Origin of the sequence: Caballeronia sp. SL2Y3, assembly GCF_022879575.1 — a bacterium.
Taxonomy (GTDB): Bacteria; Pseudomonadota; Gammaproteobacteria; order Burkholderiales; family Burkholderiaceae; genus Caballeronia.
On record NZ_CP084262.1, the window covers coordinates 639,072 to 656,677 of the forward strand.

General features: G+C 64.7%; 19 protein-coding genes. 6 read left to right on the forward strand and 13 right to left on the reverse strand.

Going from position 1 to position 17,606, the window contains the following annotated elements; translation table 11 throughout:
* Positions 1-249: 249 nt before the first annotated feature.
* From LDZ26_RS21820 to LDZ26_RS21830, 3 genes are read left to right on the forward strand one after another with little or no spacing between them, the layout of a single operon-like run.
* Positions 250-1,443 (forward strand): HlyD family secretion protein, encoded by a 1,194-nt coding sequence (locus LDZ26_RS21820; RefSeq protein ID WP_244850723.1) that lies wholly within the window; start codon positions 250-252, stop codon positions 1,441-1,443.
* A 3-nt stretch (positions 1,444-1,446) separates the two neighbouring features.
* Positions 1,447-3,030, forward strand: coding sequence for a DHA2 family efflux MFS transporter permease subunit (locus LDZ26_RS21825; RefSeq protein ID WP_244850724.1), 1,584 nt, complete (start codon positions 1,447-1,449; stop codon positions 3,028-3,030).
* A gap of 1 nt (position 3,031) precedes the next feature.
* Positions 3,032-4,621 (forward strand): efflux transporter outer membrane subunit, encoded by a 1,590-nt coding sequence (locus LDZ26_RS21830; protein ID WP_244850725.1) that lies wholly within the window; start codon positions 3,032-3,034, stop codon positions 4,619-4,621.
* Here the strand turns inward: LDZ26_RS21830 and LDZ26_RS21835 are convergent.
* Complete coding sequence (locus tag LDZ26_RS21835; protein ID WP_244850726.1) at positions 4,618-4,857, reverse strand: hypothetical protein; 240 nt, start codon at positions 4,855-4,857, stop codon at positions 4,618-4,620. The genes LDZ26_RS21830 and LDZ26_RS21835 overlap by 4 nt on opposite strands.
* Positions 4,858-5,053: 196 nt before the next feature.
* On the opposite strand from LDZ26_RS21835, the gene LDZ26_RS21840 reads away from it, so the two are divergent.
* Positions 5,054-5,518, forward strand: coding sequence for a response regulator (locus LDZ26_RS21840; protein WP_244850727.1), 465 nt, complete (start codon positions 5,054-5,056; stop codon positions 5,516-5,518).
* 20 nt (positions 5,519-5,538) lie between these two features.
* Here the strand turns inward: LDZ26_RS21840 and LDZ26_RS21845 are convergent, their stop codons facing one another.
* The 4 genes from LDZ26_RS21845 to LDZ26_RS21860 form a co-directional block, all read right to left on the reverse strand.
* Complete coding sequence (locus LDZ26_RS21845; protein ID WP_244850728.1) at positions 5,539-5,952, reverse strand: hypothetical protein; 414 nt, start codon at positions 5,950-5,952, stop codon at positions 5,539-5,541.
* Positions 5,953-6,107: 155 nt separating this feature from the next.
* A complete protein-coding gene (locus LDZ26_RS21850) occupies positions 6,108-6,548 on the reverse strand; it encodes a hypothetical protein (protein ID WP_244850729.1) in 441 nt (146 codons plus the stop codon).
* A gap of 185 nt (positions 6,549-6,733) precedes the next feature.
* Positions 6,734-7,084 (reverse strand): hypothetical protein, encoded by a 351-nt coding sequence (locus LDZ26_RS21855; RefSeq protein ID WP_244850730.1) that lies wholly within the window; start codon positions 7,082-7,084, stop codon positions 6,734-6,736.
* 131 nt (positions 7,085-7,215) lie between these two features.
* Positions 7,216-8,172 (reverse strand): serine hydrolase, encoded by a 957-nt coding sequence (locus LDZ26_RS21860; RefSeq protein WP_244850731.1) that lies wholly within the window; start codon positions 8,170-8,172, stop codon positions 7,216-7,218.
* A gap of 196 nt (positions 8,173-8,368) precedes the next feature.
* On the opposite strand from LDZ26_RS21860, the gene LDZ26_RS21865 reads away from it, so the two are divergent.
* Complete coding sequence (locus LDZ26_RS21865) at positions 8,369-9,718, forward strand: AarF/UbiB family protein (protein ID WP_244850732.1); 1,350 nt, start codon at positions 8,369-8,371, stop codon at positions 9,716-9,718.
* A 4-nt stretch (positions 9,719-9,722) separates the two neighbouring features.
* Here the strand turns inward: LDZ26_RS21865 and LDZ26_RS21870 are convergent, their stop codons facing one another.
* From LDZ26_RS21870 to cyoA, 8 genes are all read right to left on the reverse strand, one after another.
* Positions 9,723-10,520 carry an IclR family transcriptional regulator gene (locus LDZ26_RS21870; protein ID WP_244850733.1) on the reverse strand — a complete coding sequence of 266 codons (798 nt, stop codon included), beginning with the start codon at positions 10,518-10,520 and terminating at the stop codon, positions 9,723-9,725.
* A gap of 45 nt (positions 10,521-10,565) precedes the next feature.
* Positions 10,566-11,294: an SDR family NAD(P)-dependent oxidoreductase gene (locus tag LDZ26_RS21875; protein WP_244850734.1), complete on the reverse strand. Its 729-nt coding sequence runs from the start codon at positions 11,292-11,294 to the stop codon at positions 10,566-10,568.
* Between the two features lie 11 nt (positions 11,295-11,305).
* On the reverse strand, positions 11,306-12,607 hold the full coding sequence (locus tag LDZ26_RS21880) for an MFS transporter (protein WP_244850735.1): 1,302 nt from the start codon (positions 12,605-12,607) through the stop codon (positions 11,306-11,308).
* Positions 12,608-12,687: 80 nt separating this feature from the next.
* Positions 12,688-13,215 (reverse strand): 2,4'-dihydroxyacetophenone dioxygenase family protein, encoded by a 528-nt coding sequence (locus LDZ26_RS21885; RefSeq protein ID WP_175945816.1) that lies wholly within the window; start codon positions 13,213-13,215, stop codon positions 12,688-12,690.
* Between the two features lie 164 nt (positions 13,216-13,379).
* Positions 13,380-13,712, reverse strand: coding sequence for a cytochrome o ubiquinol oxidase subunit IV (cyoD, locus tag LDZ26_RS21890; protein ID WP_244850736.1), 333 nt, complete (start codon positions 13,710-13,712; stop codon positions 13,380-13,382).
* Positions 13,712-14,317 carry a cytochrome o ubiquinol oxidase subunit III gene (gene cyoC / locus LDZ26_RS21895; RefSeq protein ID WP_244850737.1) on the reverse strand — a complete coding sequence of 202 codons (606 nt, stop codon included), beginning with the start codon at positions 14,315-14,317 and terminating at the stop codon, positions 13,712-13,714. Before cyoC ends, cyoD begins: the two co-directional genes overlap by 1 nt.
* Entirely contained in the window at positions 14,318-16,327 is a 2,010-nt protein-coding gene (cyoB, locus tag LDZ26_RS21900) for a cytochrome o ubiquinol oxidase subunit I (RefSeq protein WP_244850738.1), read from the reverse strand.
* Positions 16,328-16,330: 3 nt separating this feature from the next.
* Entirely contained in the window at positions 16,331-17,215 is an 885-nt protein-coding gene (gene cyoA, locus LDZ26_RS21905) for a ubiquinol oxidase subunit II (RefSeq protein WP_244850739.1), read from the reverse strand.
* Between cyoA and LDZ26_RS21910 the strand changes: the two genes are divergently transcribed.
* Entirely contained in the window at positions 17,182-17,394 is a 213-nt protein-coding gene (locus LDZ26_RS21910) for a hypothetical protein (protein WP_244851137.1), read from the forward strand. The two genes, cyoA and LDZ26_RS21910, sit on opposite strands and share 34 nt — an antisense overlap.
* The last annotated feature ends 212 nt before the right edge of the window (positions 17,395-17,606 follow it).

Consider the following 17,606-nt stretch of genomic DNA (forward strand, 5'->3'; position numbering starts at 1 on the left):
GCGCCGGGCAATCAGCGCCTCGAAAACGCGCGGATTCATGCCAGTCCGCACGGGCGTTCGGTTCGGCCGGTTTGCGGCCGAATTGCACGCATTTGGGAATGCGTCTTGCTCAGATCGTCCGCTCGAATGCCCTGACCGGCAGTCGCATTCCGGTCACGCTCGTCACGCAGTATCCGCACGAGGTCCGCCCGGCCGCGCCGGGATTTCACCCCGAGTCGAACTTCGGACTCCAACCGCAAAGCGAACGCGATGTCAGATCGAGACGAAACTCAGGACGATGCACGCCCCGGCGCCGCGAAGGATGACCGCGAGCGCGAGTCATCGGAGAAGAACGACCAAGCCGGGAAGGGCGATAACGACAAGAACGGCGACAAGAAGAACGGCAACGGCAAGGAAGAGCGCAAGGGGCCCGGCAAGAAGCCGTTGATCATTCTCGGCATCATCGTGGTGGTGCTTGCGATAGGCGCGCTCGTCTGGTGGTTCATGACGCGCAATCAGGAAACCACCGACGACGCCTATACCGATGGCGACGCCGTCACCATCGCGCCGAAGGTATCGGGCTATGTCGTCGCGATGAACATCGACGACAACCGCTTCGTGCACAAGGGCGATCTGCTGATCCGCATCGATCCGCGCGACTATCAGGCGCAGCTCGATCAGGCGAACGCGCAACTTGGTCTCGCGCAGGCGCAATTGCATGCCGCCGAAGTGCAGCTTCAGGTCGCGCGGGTTCAATATCCCGCGCAACTCGCGCAGGCGCAGGCGCAGGAAGCCAGCGCGCGCGCCAATCTCGCGCAGGCAAGCGCCGCCTACCAACGCCAGCAGTCCGTCGACGTTCGCGCGACCTCGCAACAGAACATCGACGCTGCGACGGCGCAGCAGAAAAGCGCGCAAGCAAACGTCGCCGAGGCGCGCGCGCAGGTGCGCACCGCGAGCCTCGTGCCGCAGCAGATCGCGCAGGTCGTCGCGACAGTCGAGGAGCGGCGCCAGCAAGTGCGGCAGGCACAGGCGCAAGTGGAAACCGCGCAGCTGAATCTCTCGTACACCGAACTGCGCGCGCCCTCCGACGGCTGGGTTACCAAACGCAACGTGCAGTTCGGCACGTTCCTGCAGGCGGGCACGTCCATACTCACGCTCGTCACCACGCGCATGTGGGTGACGGCGAACTTCAAGGAGTCGCAGCTTTCGCGCATGCATCCGGGCGACAAAGTGGATATCGACGTCGACGCGTATCCCGGCCTCTCGCTGCACGGCCATGTGGACAGCATTCAGCTCGGCAGCGGGTCGCGCTTCTCCGCGTTCCCCGCCGAAAACGCGACCGGCAACTTCGTGAAGATCGTGCAGCGCGTGCCGGTGAAGATCGTCATCGACAGCGGCATGAAGCCGGATACGTCGCTGCCGCTGGGTTTGTCCGTGGTGCCCACCGTCATGCTGCGCCACTGAGCCATGAGCGAATCCACAGCACAGGACCACAGCGGCTGGAAGCCGAGCGCGAATCCGTGGCTCATCGCCGTGGTCGTCACGCTCGCGGCCTTCATGGAAGTGCTCGACACGACCATCGTGAACGTGGCGCTGCCGCACATCTCCGGCACCATGTCCGCGAGCTACGACGAGGCGACGTGGACGCTCACGTCCTATCTTGTCGCGAACGGCATCGTGCTGCCGCTTTCCGCGTATTTCTCGAAGATTCTCGGGCGCAAGCGCTACTTCCTGATCTGCATCGCGGCGTTCACGGTGTGCTCGTTTCTCTGCGGCATCGCGACGAATCTCGGACAACTGATCGTCTTTCGCATTCTGCAAGGCTTCTTCGGCGGCGGCTTGCAGCCAAGCCAGCAGTCGATCATTCTCGACACGTTTCCGCCCGAACAGCGCGGCCGCGCGTTCTCGATCTCGGCGGTGGCGATCGTCGTGGCGCCGGTGCTCGGGCCGACGCTCGGCGGCTGGATCACCGACAACTTCACGTGGCGCTGGGTGTTTCTGCTGAACGTGCCGGTCGGCGTGCTGACGACCATCGCGGTGATGCAGTTCGTCGAAGATCCGCCGTGGGAAAAGCGGCAGAGTCATAAGGACGTGGGCATCGACGTGGTCGGCATCGGTCTGATCGCGCTCGGGCTCGGTTGCCTGCAAGTGTTCCTGGATCGCGGCGAGGACGACGACTGGTTCGCGTCCAACTTCATCGTGACCTTCGCGGTGCTCGCGGCGATCGGCATCGTCGGCGCGGCGTTCTGGCTCGTCTACGCGAAAAAGCCCGTGGTCGATCTGCGCGTGATGAAGGACCGCAACTTCGCGCTCGGCTCGCTCTCGATCGTCGGCTTCGCTTCGGTGCTCTACGGCAGCGCGGTGCTCATTCCGCAGCTCGCGCAGCAGCAACTCGGCTATACCGCGACGCTCGCGGGGCTCGTGCTGTCGCCGGGCGCGTTGCTTATCGTGTTTCTCATTCCGGTCGTCAGCAAGCTGATGCTGTGGGTGCAGACGCGTTATCTCGTCGCGTTCGGCTTCTTTCTGATGGGCTGCGCGTTGATCTATTCGCATCACCTCGTGCCGAACGTCGACTATCGCACGCTCACGATGATGCGCAGCGCGCAGTCAGCGGCAATCGGCTTTCTGTTCGTGCCGGTGACGACGCTCGCGTATCTCTCGCTGCCGAAGTCGATGAACAACGACGCCTCCGCGCTCTTCACCATGTTCCGGAACGTGGCAGGCTCCATCGGCATTTCGCTCGCCACCGCGATGATCCGCGAGCGCACGCAGGCGAACATGGCGCATATGGTCGAGCATCTGACGCCGCTGAATCAGCCGTACAACGACACGGTGCAGCGCATCGCGCGAACGCTGATGGACACGGGCCAGACCATGTCGCAGGCGATGGGCGCGGCGACCGGCCAGATGTACAAAACGCTCGTCTCGCAGGCGACGATTCTCGCGTACCTCGACGTGTTCGCCGCGTGCGCGATCTTCTCGTTCCTTTTCATTCCGATCACGTTCTTCTTCTCGCCGGTGAAGGCGTCCGGTCAGGCGGGAGGACATTGACATGACGCAGCGACTTTCCGCTCGACTTTCGATTCCGGTGCTGGCGCTCGCGCTGGCGATGAGCGGCTGCACGGTCGGCCCCGACTTCAAGCCGCCCGTGGCCGATACGCCCGGCAACTGGAACGACATGCAGCGCGCGCAGAACGCGACGCCGGATGCGCGCGCGCCGCACGCCGACGCGCCTTCCGTGGCGAGCACATCCGCCGATCCCGACCCGCGCTGGTGGAAGCAGTTCGACGATCCGATGCTCGATTCCCTGATCGACCGCGCGGTGGCCGGCAATCTCGATCTGCAAAGCGCGGTGCTGCGCATCGCGCAGGCGCGCGAGCAGAGCGTGTCGGCGGCGGCGCAAGGCTTGCCGCAGATCAGCGCGAACGCGAGCGTCATGCGCGAGCAACTCGGGCTGAAGGGCTTGCTGGAATCGCAAGGGCTCTACAGCCGCATCGACTCGCTGGGCGCAAACGGCGCGCCGATCCGGCAGGGCCTCGACTCGGCGACAGGGCCTGTCACGCTGTTTCAGGACGGCTTCGATGCGTCGTGGGAGCTCGATCTTTTCGGGCGCGTGCGCCGCTCGGTCGAATCGGCGAATGCAGAGACGCAGGCGGAAATCGAAAGCCGCAACGACGCGCTGGTCTCGCTGGAAGCCGAAGTCGCGCGCACGTACGCGCAGTTGCGCGGCGCGCAGTCCATCCGCCAGATCACGCTCGACGAGATCGACGCCGAACAGCAGATTCTCGACCTCACGCGCGAGCAGGCGCGCGTCGGCCTGACGAGCCAGCAGGACGTGCAGAGCGCGAGCGCGCAAGTCGGCGCGTTGCAGGCGCAGGTGCCGTCGCTGGACGCGCAAATCGCGCAGGCGATGAACGGCCTCGCCGTGCTGACGGGCAGCGCGCCCGGCACGCTCGACGCCGAATTGTCCGATGCCCGCGCGGTGCCGCCCGTGCCGCCGACGGTGCCGGTCGGCTTGCCGTCGACGCTCGCGCGCCGCCGTCCCGACATCCGCCGCGCCGAGGCGCAATTGCGCGCGGCCACCGCCGAAGTGGGCGTGGCCGTCGCGCAGCTGTATCCGGACATCTCGCTGACGGGTCAGGTCGGCACGCGAGCGACGAAGGCGAAATATCTCGCGCGCTGGTCGAGTCTCTTCTGGTCGGTCGGGCCGAGCATCTCGCTGCCGATCTTCGAAGGCGGCGCGCTGCGCTCGAACGTTCGCGTGGCGAAGGCGCAGGCCGCGCAGGCGGCGTTGCAATATCGGCAGACGGTGCTCACGGCGCTTCAGGATGTGGACAACGCGCTCGTTGCATATCGCACGGAGCAGGACCGGCGCGCGGCTTTGGTGCGTACCGTGGAGGCGAATCGCGTGAGCCTGCAACTCGCGACCGACAGCTATCGCAAGGGACTGACGGCGTTCGTCACGGTGCTCGACGCCGAGCGCCAGCTTGCGCAAACGCGCGAGCAGTTGGCGCAATCGACGGTGTACGTGACGACGGATCTCATCGCCGTGTACAAGTCGCTCGGCGGCGGATGGCAGGACGATGCGCAAGACGGCGCGCAAGACGGCGGCAGCAAGAACGCCGATGCAGGCAACAGCTAGCGGCGGCGCTTCTTCCAGTCGTAGTCGGCGGGCGGATCGGCGACGCCCGGCTTGCCGACCGACTGCGGATTCTCGCTGCACAGCGTGACGAAGCCGACGGGTTCGCCTTGCGCCTGGCGCTTGCGCAATTCTTCGGCGAAGCGCAGCGCCTCGGCGAGCGCGGCGGCGTCGAACTGCCGGTGACGCGCGTGGCTTTCGGCGTCGGCATCGCCTTCGAGCCAGTAGACGACGAACATCGTGTGCCTCCAAAGGAAGCGAGCATGTCGCTCGCAGGTGAGCTCGGTTCTTCTTGGTGCAAGCGTCCGGCCCGCGCGGCGTCCGGGTTTTCCCGAGGTGCAACGTTGGCGCGAGCCTCGTTATCCGGGCAAACCCCCGGATGCTGCGGCGCGGAACGCGCGTTGCTGAAACAGTCGGTCTATCCGAGGCTAAAAAATGCAATCTACGCAACGCCAAGCCCGCGTACCCGAAGAAGCGATCTGGCAGATTCCCGTGCGCGCCGCGCATCACGACGAACCGCGCGTGCTCATCGCCGACGACGACCTCGACGCGACGCGCGCCATCTGCCTCGCGTTCGAGGACGCCGACTTCAACGTGCGCGCCGTGCATACGGGGCTCGACGCCGTGGCGCTCACGCGCAAGTGGCGACCCGGCGTGGTGCTGCTCGATCTCATGATGCCGCTCGGCGACGGCTGGGAAGCGGCCGAGGCGATTCGGGCGCTGGATATGTCGATGATGCTGATCGCGCACACGGGCCGCACGTGCCCGGACGATTGCGCGCGGGCGCGTCGCACCGGGTTCAACGGCTACTTCGTGAAGCCGAGTCCGCTGGACCGCATGATCGACGTGATGCGCGCCTATTATTCGACGCACGAACCGCGGCGCGAGCGCGAGTGCTAAAGGAGCGCCGGGCCGGATGACTAGACTTGCTTGAGACGGCGCAGGGCGTCGTTCCGCGACGTGCCGACCGCAGCCGGCGGCGTTAGAAGCGCGCTGTCGTTCCGGTCGACCGGCCGCGCGGGCAGCGTGCGCTGCAATCCGGCGCTGAAGCCCTTCCGAAATGCGCGGCGGTAGGTTCGGCGGTACGCTTCTTCAGCCGACACTTCGCCGGTGTAGTCGGACAGCGCCTCGGTCAGCGCGCGCTGCTCGTGCGCGAGCGTGCGCAGCAGATCGATCAAAACAGACTGCCCGACGCCCGCGCCGTCCCCGCTCGCGAGCACATCCGACAGCGCGGCGACCGCACGCGCCACATCGGTGCTGCGCTTTTCGATTGCCACCGCATGCGCGATGACAGGATGCCCTTCGGGGGTGATCGTGATCTTGACTCGGTCCATCTGCTCTTCCTCGTTGCTCGGTACATGGCGCAACGCGCCAGGTCCTTCGCGAGAAAGCATTTCTTTGCATCCGGACGAACGGCGGCGCGCGGCCGCGCGAAGTGTGCCGGAGTCGATCGCGGGCGGCAACTGCCGTGGCCCTCGGATGCAGCGTTTCAGGCGTTGACGCGCCGTGCCGGAACTTCGTCCACCGCCACCGCAGGCGCGTCCATCTCACGATCGACATGCTGCTTCAGCACGTCTTCCCAATATTGGCAGTAGCCGGCCCAGAACGGCGCTTGCGTTTGCGCGCAGGCATCGGCCGGCAGCGGATGCGGCAGCATGCGGGCGAGCCGCGCAATCTCCCTGCGCTTCCACTGCAGCAGCGTGCGGCGCGGGCCGCGTACGGCCGGGCACAGTTCGTTCATGCGCGTGATGGCCAGCCACAGACCTTCGGCCGGATGCGAAGCCATGGTCGTGAGAATGGCGGTGTTCGGGCGCGGCCCGCGCTCGTGACAGACGATGGCGCCGATCTGCCCGAGAATGTACATGCTTCGTTCGATACTCTCAGCGGCTGGCGGCTGCATGGCGCGTCCTTTTTCTGATGGTTGTTTCATGGCGCTCTCGATTGCCTCATTGCAGCAGGAAGCCGTTGCCACACGGATTCCGGCATCGCGATATTGATACGTTATAGCGTGAGCACATTACGATACCGTATCGAAAATAATCGGGATCGCATATCGACAAAAATCTACATTGACGACGGCGGTTTTTGCTGCCGCTCCCCAGCGATTACCCGCGATCACCGTTGCGTGTAATCGATGGGCTCCGGCGGCGCGTTGGCCGGCAGTTCCTGGCGCCGCTGCTCGGTTGCGGCGTGGACGCCCTTGTCGTAGAAGGCTTGCGCGGTGTGTTGCTCAAGGGCGGCGAGCAATGGAACGCTTTCTTCCGCCAGCGAATGCATGAGATGCAGGATGTCGCGCTTCATTGGCTCGGGAAACGCGCAGAAGTGCTCGAATGCGCCGGGCGCGGCGATCATGCCGACCAGCGACGAAAGCAGTCGCGCGCGGCTTTTGCAATGCTCGCCGATGGGCTCGGCGTGCGAAACGACGACGCGCCCCTGCGCATCCACCGTAATGTCGAAGGACTTCATGCGATACCTCGCTCGCCTCGAATGTCCGCCATGGCAACGGACGCAAAGCGAGATTACCTGCGCGCGAGGCTTTGATCTGCGCTCAGTTCGGAAACGAAGGCGCAAGCAATTCGAAACAACGCCGGCGAGGATCAGCGGGCATGGACGCCGAGCACGTGTTCTTCGAAGAGCGCGCGAACGTTCTTGTTCGCGGCGGTGTTGTCGCATGTGGCGGCTGCGACGATTCCCGCCTCGCGCGCCACGAAGATGAACTGCTCGCCGAAGCCCGCCGCGAACGCATAGCGCGGCGCGATCCACCACAGGTAGCCGTACTGCGCGTCCTGCATCGGCGGGCCGCCTTCGCTGTGCACCGACATGGCGTCGTCGATGAACGACGCATCCACCAGCTGCGCGCCTTGCCATGTGCCGCGATCCAGCATCAGCGTGCCGAGCTTCGTCATGTCGCGGGCGCGCAGCATGAGGCCGCGCCCCGCGAACGTGTGGCCGTCTTCGTCGGCGATCCATTCGCTGGTTTCGATGCCGAGCGGCGCGAACAGCTTGTCGCGCACGTAGGCTTCGACGGTCGCGCCCGTCACCGCTTCGATGGCGAGCGAGAGCAACTGCACCGCGTGCGAGTCGTAGCGAAAACGCGTGCCGGGCGCGTCGGCCATCGGACGCGAAAGCACGAAATTCAGGCGGTCGTCCTCGCCGGCGAGCCGCTCGCACGCGCCGAGCAGACACTTGTCCACTGCGCCCGGTTCGCAGTCGAAGCCCGAGGTCATCGTGAGCAGATGGCGCAGCGTGATGCGTCGCACGCGCGCGTCCAGTGCGGGATCGCGCGCCTTTTCGATGATGTCGCCGATCGGCGTGTCGAGGTCCGCGAGCAGCCGCTCGGTCAGCGCGATGCCCACGGCCAGCCCCACGACGCTCTTCGTGACCGAATTGACGTTTTCGAGCGTATCGGGCGCGGCGTCGCTGCGGTAATGTTCGAATTCGATGCGGCCGTCCCGCGCGACGACGAAGGTTCGCACGCCGCTGTTCTCGCTTTGCAGCGCATCGCGCAGCGCGCGCGGGCCCTGTTCGTCGACGGAAGCGTCTTCCGTTGTCATGTGCATGGTGGTCCAAGGTAGACCGCAGGAACGCGGGTTCGATTCGTGCTGCAAGATGCTGCAAATCGAGCAAGCCGAATGCCACGGCACACTCAAGCCAAAAGGACTTCATTTGCCCGTCCGACGACTCGCAACGCTCTGGCGTCTTGGCCGGGCGTTCGTCCGCGAAAGCCATTCACATAGCGACGGCGCGTCGATGCAACGCATCGCGCGCTTTTTCGCCATGCATGGCGCGCGCGCCGCGCCGCTCGCGGGCGGCGTGCCGGCGTTGAGTCAGTTACCGCGCGTGTTCTCGCTGGCGTCCGACGCGCTCACGCGGCATCCCGCGCTCGCGGAAGCCGCCGTGCGCGTGGCGCTGTCCGAGATGGAAGGCCTCTTCACGCCCTACGATGCCGCCAGCTTTCGCAGCGCAATCGCGCTCGCGCTCGCAGCCGCGCCGCGCGCCGAAATCACCGAGATCAGCGCAGCGCCGCTGCGCTCGGGCATCGCGGAGCAGACGCATACGGCGCGCATCGACGGTGTGCCGGTCCGCATCACCCTGCTTCGCGCGGACGCACGCCAGGAACTCGCCGACGATCTCGATCTGGCGCTCGCCGCCGCGCGCTTCGCCGAGCGGCGTTCGGCGACGGCCCGCGAGCTGCAGGCGATGCAGTGGTTGAGCCGCGTGCGCGAGAGCGTGCATTCGATGATCGACCTGCGCCAGCGCGCCGCCGATCAAAGCTATCTGCGTTACCGCCTGCGCGACGACGACCGGCTCGCCGTGCCCGAAGTGCTCTGGGACTTTTGCAACGACGCCGTCTTGACGACGCGCGCGATCGACACCGTGCCGCTATCCGACGGCCACGCGCTCGCATCGCACGGTCTCAAACAGGCGGATCTCATCGCGACGCTGATCGAAGCGTTCTTCGAAATGGCGCTCGGGCAGGGCGTGTACCACGCGGGGCTGGATGCAGCGGGCGCGCGCGTCAGCATCGAGACGGGCACGCGCGGCAGGATCGTGCTCGAAGCCGACAACGCCATTTCGTTCTTCGCGGCGCATGAGCGCGATTTCATCGTCGGTGTGTCGAACTCGCTGCTCGAAGGCGATCACAAGGCGGCGGCGCGCACGCATCTGGAACACGGGCGGCCAGAGGAACACGCGGCGCATCACGAAGTGCGCGTCGAATCGACGTATCGCCGGGAAGCGGAGCGGTTCTCGTCGCCGGATGCGCGGCAGGGCGCGCGCGTCTCGCATTTGTTCGATGCGATCGGCAAGGCGCCCGCCGAGCACATGTTCAGCGCGGCGCACGGGCGCATTGCGTCGCGGGCCGTGCTGCTGTCGCGTTCGATGGAGACGATCGAGCGCATGGCGCATACGGTCGCGCCGGATGTCGATGTGTGGAAGATCGCGCGGCGCGTGATCGCGCGGCTCGCGGCGGACCAGTTCGGCTGCCACGGACTGCTCGCGCATCTGGCGCAGGAAGCGACGCACTGGCCGCAACTGCTGCCGCGTCTGCCGACTTTGATCGCCAAGCGCGCGGGGGCGTCGCAAGGCAACGCGTTCTGACGCTTCAGCGCGTGCCGGGGCTCATGCGCTCGGCAATCGCGCGGCACGCAGCTTTCAGCGGCGCGACGTAGGTTTCCATCGGCGTTTCGCTTTTTCGAAAGAGCGGGATGCTCACGCTGACGCAGCCGAGCGGCGCGCCGTTCGCGCCGACGATCGCGCTGCCGTAGCAGAAAATCTGCGCTTCGTTCTCCTCGCGATCTTCGGCGTAGCCGCGCGTGTGGCACGCGTCCAGTTCGGCGTCGAGCGCGCTTCGGTCGACGATGGTGTTCGGCGTGAATCGCTGAAACGGGATGCCTTGCAGGAGCGTGTCGCGTTCGGCGGGCGAAAGCGTCGACAGATACGCCTTGCCGACCGAACTCGAATACAACGTGACCCGCGTGCCGATGCGCGACGCCATGCGCACCGCGTGCGGGCTTTCCAGCTTCTCGACGTACACCATTTCCGCGCCGCTTCTCACCGCCAGATGCACGGTCTCCTGCGTGGCATCGCGCAGCGCCTGCAATGCGTCGGCGGCGGCGATGCGCAGGTCGGACCGCTCCCAGCTTCGGCTCGCGAGCGACATCAGGCGCGGGCCGAGCGTATAGCAGCCGCCGCGCGCGCTTTCCACGACGAGCCCTTCGGCCATCAACGCGCCGACGATGCGGTACACCGTCGGGCGCGGATAGCCGCTTTGCGTCGTCAGACGCGCGATGGTCGGCGGCTCGGCGGCGTCGGCGATCAGTTGCAGCACCGCCATGAACTTGGAGAACGCGGCGGTGCCGGTTGCCTTTGCGGCGTCGAGAGAGGCGGGATCAGCGGCCATGATCGGATAGGGAAGCGGCGGCGCGGCGATTATATCGACGCTCGCTTACGCCACGAGATAGCCGCCGTCCACCGGCACGATCGCGCCGGTCATGAACGCCGCCGCCGGCGACGCCAGAAACGCGACGACGCGCGCCACGTCCTCGGGCAAGCCCCAGCGTTTCATCGGCGTGCGATCGAGAATGGCTTGCGAGCGGCCGCCGTCGTCCTGGAGCGCCTGCGTGAGCGGCGTGGCGATCCAGCCGGGCGCGACCGCGTTCACGCGAATGCCGTCTGCCGCATAGGCGATGGCGAGCGACTTCGTCAGTTGCGCGACGCCGCCCTTGCTCGCGCTGTATGCGGGCACGAGGCCGCCGCCGAAGAACGTGAGCATCGACGCCGTATTGACGATGCTGCCGCCGCTTTTCGCGAGCAACGGCCGCGCGACGGCGCACATTCGCATGGTGCCGTTCAGATTGACGGCGATCACGCGCTGGAACGTCTCGATGTCGTGCTCGTCGCCGCGCTTGATCATGCCCGCGCAGTTCACGAGCACGTCGAGCGTGTCGAGGCGGTTCATGAGATCGGCGGTGCTCGCGGCGTCCGCGACATCGAGCGCCGCGACTTCGATGCCGCCGCCGAGCGCGTCGCGCTGCGCATCCGTCGGCGCGATGCCCGCCGCAATCACGCGCGCGCCGAGCGCGGCGAACTGCTGCGCGATGCCCGCGCCGATGCCCTGCGTGCCGCCCGTGACGACGACGGTCTTTCCGTTGAAGAGATCGGACTGGAAGGTCATGTCAGTCATCCTCAAACGACGGGCACGGCAGACGCCGGCTGCTCGGAGTCCTGAATCGGCGCGCGGACCACGAACATATAAACGAGCGCCGCCGCGAACGCCACGCCCGCGCTGATCAGGAACGCGTTGACGAACGAATGCGTCTTGTCGACGACGAGGCCCGTGATGAACGGCGCGAACGAGCCGCCGAAGTAGCCGCCGAAGTTCTGAATGCTGCCGAGCGACGCGACCATGTGACGCGGCGCCGCCACCGAGACGAGCGCCCATGCCGCGCCGCTCGCCATGTTGACGAAGAACATCGCCGCCGAGAGATACGTGATCGCGAGCGCGAGGTTCGGGGTGAACGCGGCCGGAACCGTGAACAGCGCCGCGCCGATGAGACCCGTGCAGATCGGCCACTTGCGGCTGCGGATCGGCGCGACGCCGCGCGCCGTGAGTCCATCGGCGATGAAGCCCGACGACAGCATGCCGAGCGTGCCCGCCAGATACGGAATCGACACGATCCAGCCGGTCTTCGCGATAGTCAGATGCCGCTCGTGTTCGAGATACGCGGGCAGCCACGTCAGATACAGCCACACCATGTAGATGACGCCCATGAAGCCGAAGATCATGCCCCATGTGGTCGCCTTGCTGAAGAGGCCGCGCCATTCCGCGAAGCTCATGCTGCGTTCGGCGCGTTGCGCCGGCTCGCCTTCGGTCAAGTGCGCGATTTCCTGCGGCTCCAGCGCAATGTCTCGCCGGTTGCGATACACGATGTACCAGCCGATCGCCACCGCAATGCCCAGCACGCCCATGATGACGAACATCTTGCGCCAGCCGAAGCTCAACAGCAGCACGGTCAGAATCGGCGGCGCGAGCGCGGGGCCAATGGTCGAGGACGTGACGAAGATGCCGGTCGGCTTGCCGCGTTCGTGTTGCGCGAACCATTCCGAGACGACCTTCGCGCCGGCCGGAAACTGCGGCGCTTCGCCGATGCCGAGCGCGATGCGCGCCGCGAGGAACTGATGCAGGTTCGTGACGAGGCCGCCGAACAACTGCGCGACCGACCAGACGAACATGCCGAGACCGAGCATGACGCGCGCGCCGAAGCGGTCGAGCATCACGCCGATGGGCAATTGCGAGAACGCATACGCGAACGAGAATGCGGAGAGCAGCAAGCCCATCTGCGATGCGGAGAGCCCGAGTTCCTGCGTGACCGAATGATTGGCGATGGACAGCGTGCTGCGGTCCAGATAATTCACGATCCCCGCGAGCGTGAGGAACGTGAGCGCGATCCATTGAATGCGCTTGATGCGTGGCGATTTGCTCTGCATGGTGTCTCCCCGAATGCGTTTCGTTGACGCTTCGGCTGCTTATGATGGTTTGGCTATGTGAAGGACGAACTAGCTGGAAACTAGCGAATGAACTGATCGACGAAATCCGCGCCCAGCCCGACGGCTTCATAGTGCTTGCGGCACATGTCGACCTTGGTGAACACGTCCTCATAACCGGTGTAGTTGCCGTACGGATCGCAATAGAACATCACGCCGTTCACCTGAAAGTAGGTGATCATCTCTTCGACGTCTTCCGGCACGTAGAGCGTATGCGTTTCGCCGGGCGGCTCGAAGACATAGCTGCCTTCGGTCGCCACCCAGTCGTGCTCCAGATACCGCCAGCGACCCTTCAGCACCATGCCGTGCACGGCCTGCGGATGACGATGCCGCGAAAGCACACCGGACTTGCGCACGCGCAGCAGGTTCATCCAGTAGCCGGTGGACACGTTCAGACAGAGCGGGCGAAACCAGACGTTCTCGGCTTGCGGGACCCATTCGCGCTCGTCGGTCGGAATCGCATGACCGATCACGATTTCCTTCTGCGCTTCCTTGGGATTGGGGAATTGGTACGGCGTCATAGCGTCCGCCGACGGTTTTGGCGCGGGCATCGCGTCTCCTGTGTCCATAATGTGGATCGTAAAATCAAATTATGGACAGATGGTCGCGCCGCTGCGGGGACTTGTCAAGATTTGTCAGCGGCCTGCGACGACGGCGGGCGAAAAAAAAGCGGGCCCGGAAACCGGACCCGCTTCTTTCACCGATGTGTTCAGCGTTAGCGCGCCATCATCAGCATGTGGACGTTATGCATGACCCACACCGTACCGACGACGATCACGAGCGACATCAGGATCGTGTAGGCAAACGACAGCGCATGCCAGCGTTGTCCCTTCGACGTGTTCACGTGCAGGAAGAACACCACATGGACGACCATCTGCACGGCGGCCAGCACCGCCAGCCACACGATGCCTTGTTCGCCCGACACCTTGCCTGCCGTGACGAGCCAGAACGAAGCCACCGTGAGTACCACGGCCAGCACGAAGCCGGCGAGATATCCGCCCACGGTGACGTGCGGAATATCGCTATGCGTTGTATGCGTATGAGCCATTAGACGACGCTCGCAAGGTAGACGAAGGAGAACACGCAAATCCAGACGATGTCGAGGAAGTGCCAGAAAAGGCTGAGGCAGGCGAGTCGCCGGACCTGGCGTTCGTTCAGCTCCGGCTTCTGCATGATTTGCAGCGCCAGCACGACGAGCCACACCAGGCCGAGCGTGACGTGCAGACCGTGCGTGCCGACGAGCGTGAAGAACGACGACCAGAACGCGCTGCGCTGCGGACCCGCGCCTTCAGCGATGAGATGCGCGAACTCATGCACTTCGAGCCACAGGAAGCCCGCGCCCAGTACGAACGTGACGAAGAGCCACGCGAGCACGCCGCCCGTCTGCCTGCGATGCGCCGAGATCATCGCGAAGCCGAACGTCAGACTGCTCGTGAGCAGCAGGCCGGTTTCGATCGCGACATCGCGCAGGTTGAAGAGATCCTTGGCCGTGGGGCCGCCCGCGAACTGGTTCGCCATCATCGCGAAGGTCGCGAAGAGGGACGCGAACAGCACGCAGTCGGTCATCAGGTAGGACCAGAAGCCGAACACCGAATGAGACGGCTGGTGTTCGTGCTCGTGCGCGTCATGCGCGGAAAGCGTCGATTGCGACATTTACAGCACCTCCAGTTCCGTTTCGCGCCCCGCGCCGGTCTTGGCGGGCGACTTCGGCGGACGGTTCCGCTCTTCGGTCGCCTTCACCGTGGCGGCGGGGATGATGTAGCCGGCGTTCTCGCCGAAGCTGTAGCCGATCACGACGGCAGCGACGCCGATCAGACCGACGATAGCCAGCCACCAGATATGCCAGATCGCCGCGAAGCCGAACGCCAGCGCGAACACGCCGACGAGGAAACCGGCGCTCGTGTTCGACGGCATATGGATGTCGCGGAACGGACGCGTTTCGACGCGGTTGGTTTCCTTCGCGTGGGCGAAGTCGTCGAGTTCACGGACAGCCGGCACATGCGCGAAGTTGTAGACCGGCGGCGGCGAGCTGATCGACCATTCGAGCGTGCGGCCGCCCCACGGGTCGCCCGTGACATCGCGATAAGCCGGCTGATTGCGGCGAATCACGCTCACGACGATCTGCGCGACCTGGAACGCGACGCCCAGCGCGATAATGCCGACGCCGCACGCCGCGACCACCAGATACGGCTGCCATGCCGGGTTGTCGTAATGGTTCAGGCGGCGCGTCATGCCCATGAAGCCGAGAATGTAGATCGGCACGAACGCGACGAAGAAACCGACGAACCAGCAGACGAACGCGTTGCGGCCGAGCTTTTCGTCGAGCTTGAAGCCGAACACCTTCGGCCACCAGAACTGCACGCCCGCGAAGTAGCCGAACACCACGCCGCCGATAATGGCGTTATGGAAGTGAGCGATCAGGAACAGGCTGTTATGCAGCACGAAGTCCGCGCCCGGGATCGCCAGCATCACGCCCGTCATGCCGCCGAGCGTGAACGTGATGATGAAGCCGATGGTCCACAGAACCGGCGTGGTGAACTGCACGCGGCCGCGATACATCGTGAAGAGCCAGTTGAAGATCTTCACGCCGGTCGGGATCGAGATGATCATCGTCATGATGCCGAAGAAGGCATTGACGTTCGCGCCCGAGCCCATGGTGAAGAAGTGGTGCAGCCACACGAGGAACGACAGCACCATGATGCAGCACGTCGCCCAGACCATCGTCTTGTAGCCGAAGAGCGGCTTCTTCGAGAACGTGGCGACGACTTCCGAGTAGATGCCGAACGCCGGCAGAACCAGGATGTAGACCTCGGGGTGGCCCCAGGCCCAGATCAGGTTCAGATACACCATCGGGTTGCCGCCGGCATCGTTCGTAAAGAAGTGCATGCCGAGATAGCGGTCGAGGCCGAGCAGCGCGAGCGCGACGGTCAGAATCGGGAACGTCGCCATGATGAGCACGTTCGAGCAGAACGCCGTCCACGTGAACACCGGCAGCTTCATCCACGTCATGCCGGGCGCGCGCATCTTCACGATGGTCACGAAGAAGTTCACGCCGGTGAGCAGCGTGCCGACACCGGACAACTGCAGCGCCCAGATGTAGTAGTCGACGCCGACGCCCGGGCTGAACTGCGTTTCCGACAGCGGCGGATACGCGAGCCAGCCGGTCGCCGAGAACTCGCCGATGAAAAGCGACAGGTTGATCAGCACCGCGGCCATCGCCGTCATCCAGAACGACAGCGAGTTGATGAACGGGAACGCCACGTCGCGCGCGCCGATCTGCAGCGGCACCACGAGGTTGAAGAACGCCACGAGCAGGGCCATCGCCATGAAGAAGATCATGATGGTGCCGTGCGCCGAGAAGATCTGGTCGTAGTGATGCGGCGGCAGGAAGCCCGGCGAGTCGAGCGCGATGGCCTGCTGCGCGCGCATCATGACCGCGTCGACGAAGCCGCGCACGAGCATCAGGCCGGCGACGACCAGATACATGATGCCGATGCGCTTGTGGTCGGTCGAGGTCAGGTACTCGCGCCAGAGCCAGCCCCATTTTCCGAACTTGGTGAGAAGGGCGGCCGCACCGAGCGCCAGGACCGCCATGAGGACGGTCGCCCCCATGATGATCGGCTCGTGGTACGGGATCGCCTCAAGCGTTAATTTGCCGAACATGGCTTACCCCTTGGTTACGCAATTCGTGCCAACGGTGACATTCCCGTTGTTGTACTTGCCGACGATGTTGTTGAAGAGCTTCGGATCGACGGTCGAGGAATAGCGGACCGCAACTTTTTGGCTCGGACGCGCGACGCCCGCATAGACGTCCATGTTGAGCGCCTCGGGCGCGGTCTTGACCTTCTTGACCCACGAATCGAAGTCGGCCTGCGAGAGGGCGAGCGCGCGGAATTTCATGTCGGAGAAGCCGGCGCCGCTGTAGTTCGCCGAGATGCCCGCGTAGTCGCCCGCGTGATCGGCCTGCAGGTTCAGACGCGTCTGCATGCCCGCCATCGCGTAGATCTGGCTGCCGAGCTGCGGGATGAAGAACGAATTCATCACGGAGTCCGACGTAATGCGGAAGTTGACCGGCGTGCCGACCGGAAATGCCACCTGATTGACCGACGCGATGCCGAGGTCCGGATAGACGAAGAGCCATTTCCAGTCGAGCGCGACGACTTCCACGTTGATCGGCTTGACTTCCGACTGAAGCGGCTTGTACGGATCGAGCTCGTGCGTGGTCTTCCACGTCAGGGTGCCGAGGTACAGGATGATGGCCGCCGGAATCGCCCACACGACGACTTCGATGGCCGTGGAGTGCGTCCATTTCGGCGCGTACGTGGCCTTCGTGTTGGACGCGCGATAGCGCCAGGCGAAGATCAGGGTGAGCAGAATCACCGGAACGACGACGAGGAGCATCGCGAAAGTCGCGGTGGCGATGAGCGAGCTTTCCGCCGCGCCGATGACGCCTTTCGAATCGAGCACCTCGAGATTGCATCCCGATAAACAGACACTGGCCAACAAACCCGATAACAATGGCGCTGCTAAACGGTGAGTATTTTCATTCATTGCATTCGCTGGTTTTTTGGATCGAAGCGTCCTGGGAAGAACGCCGTTTCACGGCGTTGCGCCGCGACGCGATCATGCCACGCGACATTTATCGCGATGTTGCGAATTTATGGAATTTGGTCGTAAAACGCGGTGTTGCGACGCTGTGTCGCGCGAGTTGCGCGCTGCGAATGAAGTGATGCCCAGAGCGTCTCTTAGCAAGGCTTTGCGGGAGCGGAACCCGCCATTGTGCCGGCACCGCACAACTCATGCGAGCGTTGTGAGCTTCCCATGTCGAATGCATCAAAATTTGGCATGTCGAAGGACCATTCTTGTCAAATGGTGTTGCGCGTGGCATCAGCGGGAACGTAAGCCGTCAAAATGCGAGGCTCGAATCGCAGGCGCATCACAA

What these genes read in the sequence shown, in the direction of transcription:
- cyoC (WP_244850737.1), bottom strand. Translation starts at nt 14,317, where the DNA reads ATGTCGCAATCGACGCTTTCCGCGCATGACGCGCACGAGCACGAACAC.
- LDZ26_RS21850 (WP_244850729.1), bottom strand. Translation starts at nt 6,548, where the DNA reads ATGAAACAACCATCAGAAAAAGGACGCGCCATGCAGCCGCCAGCCGCT.
- LDZ26_RS21885 (WP_175945816.1), bottom strand. Translation starts at nt 13,215, where the DNA reads ATGCCCGCGCCAAAACCGTCGGCGGACGCTATGACGCCGTACCAATTC.
- LDZ26_RS21855 (WP_244850730.1), bottom strand. Translation starts at nt 7,084, where the DNA reads ATGAAGTCCTTCGACATTACGGTGGATGCGCAGGGGCGCGTCGTCGTT.
- LDZ26_RS21835 (WP_244850726.1), bottom strand. Translation starts at nt 4,857, where the DNA reads ATGTTCGTCGTCTACTGGCTCGAAGGCGATGCCGACGCCGAAAGCCAC.
- LDZ26_RS21870 (WP_244850733.1), bottom strand. Translation starts at nt 10,520, where the DNA reads ATGGCCGCTGATCCCGCCTCTCTCGACGCCGCAAAGGCAACCGGCACC.
- LDZ26_RS21840 (WP_244850727.1), top strand. Translation starts at nt 5,054, where the DNA reads ATGCAATCTACGCAACGCCAAGCCCGCGTACCCGAAGAAGCGATCTGG.
- LDZ26_RS21820 (WP_244850723.1), top strand. Translation starts at nt 250, where the DNA reads ATGTCAGATCGAGACGAAACTCAGGACGATGCACGCCCCGGCGCCGCG.
- LDZ26_RS21845 (WP_244850728.1), bottom strand. Translation starts at nt 5,952, where the DNA reads ATGGACCGAGTCAAGATCACGATCACCCCCGAAGGGCATCCTGTCATC.
- LDZ26_RS21865 (WP_244850732.1), top strand. Translation starts at nt 8,369, where the DNA reads ATGCAACGCATCGCGCGCTTTTTCGCCATGCATGGCGCGCGCGCCGCG.
- LDZ26_RS21880 (WP_244850735.1), bottom strand. Translation starts at nt 12,607, where the DNA reads ATGCAGAGCAAATCGCCACGCATCAAGCGCATTCAATGGATCGCGCTC.
- LDZ26_RS21860 (WP_244850731.1), bottom strand. Translation starts at nt 8,172, where the DNA reads ATGACAACGGAAGACGCTTCCGTCGACGAACAGGGCCCGCGCGCGCTG.
- LDZ26_RS21875 (WP_244850734.1), bottom strand. Translation starts at nt 11,294, where the DNA reads ATGACCTTCCAGTCCGATCTCTTCAACGGAAAGACCGTCGTCGTCACG.
- cyoB (WP_244850738.1), bottom strand. Translation starts at nt 16,327, where the DNA reads ATGTTCGGCAAATTAACGCTTGAGGCGATCCCGTACCACGAGCCGATC.
- cyoD (WP_244850736.1), bottom strand. Translation starts at nt 13,712, where the DNA reads ATGGCTCATACGCATACAACGCATAGCGATATTCCGCACGTCACCGTG.
- LDZ26_RS21910 (WP_244851137.1), top strand. Translation starts at nt 17,182, where the DNA reads ATGGCGCTGCTAAACGGTGAGTATTTTCATTCATTGCATTCGCTGGTT.
- LDZ26_RS21825 (WP_244850724.1), top strand. Translation starts at nt 1,447, where the DNA reads ATGAGCGAATCCACAGCACAGGACCACAGCGGCTGGAAGCCGAGCGCG.
- LDZ26_RS21830 (WP_244850725.1), top strand. Translation starts at nt 3,032, where the DNA reads ATGACGCAGCGACTTTCCGCTCGACTTTCGATTCCGGTGCTGGCGCTC.
- cyoA (WP_244850739.1), bottom strand. Translation starts at nt 17,215, where the DNA reads ATGAATGAAAATACTCACCGTTTAGCAGCGCCATTGTTATCGGGTTTG.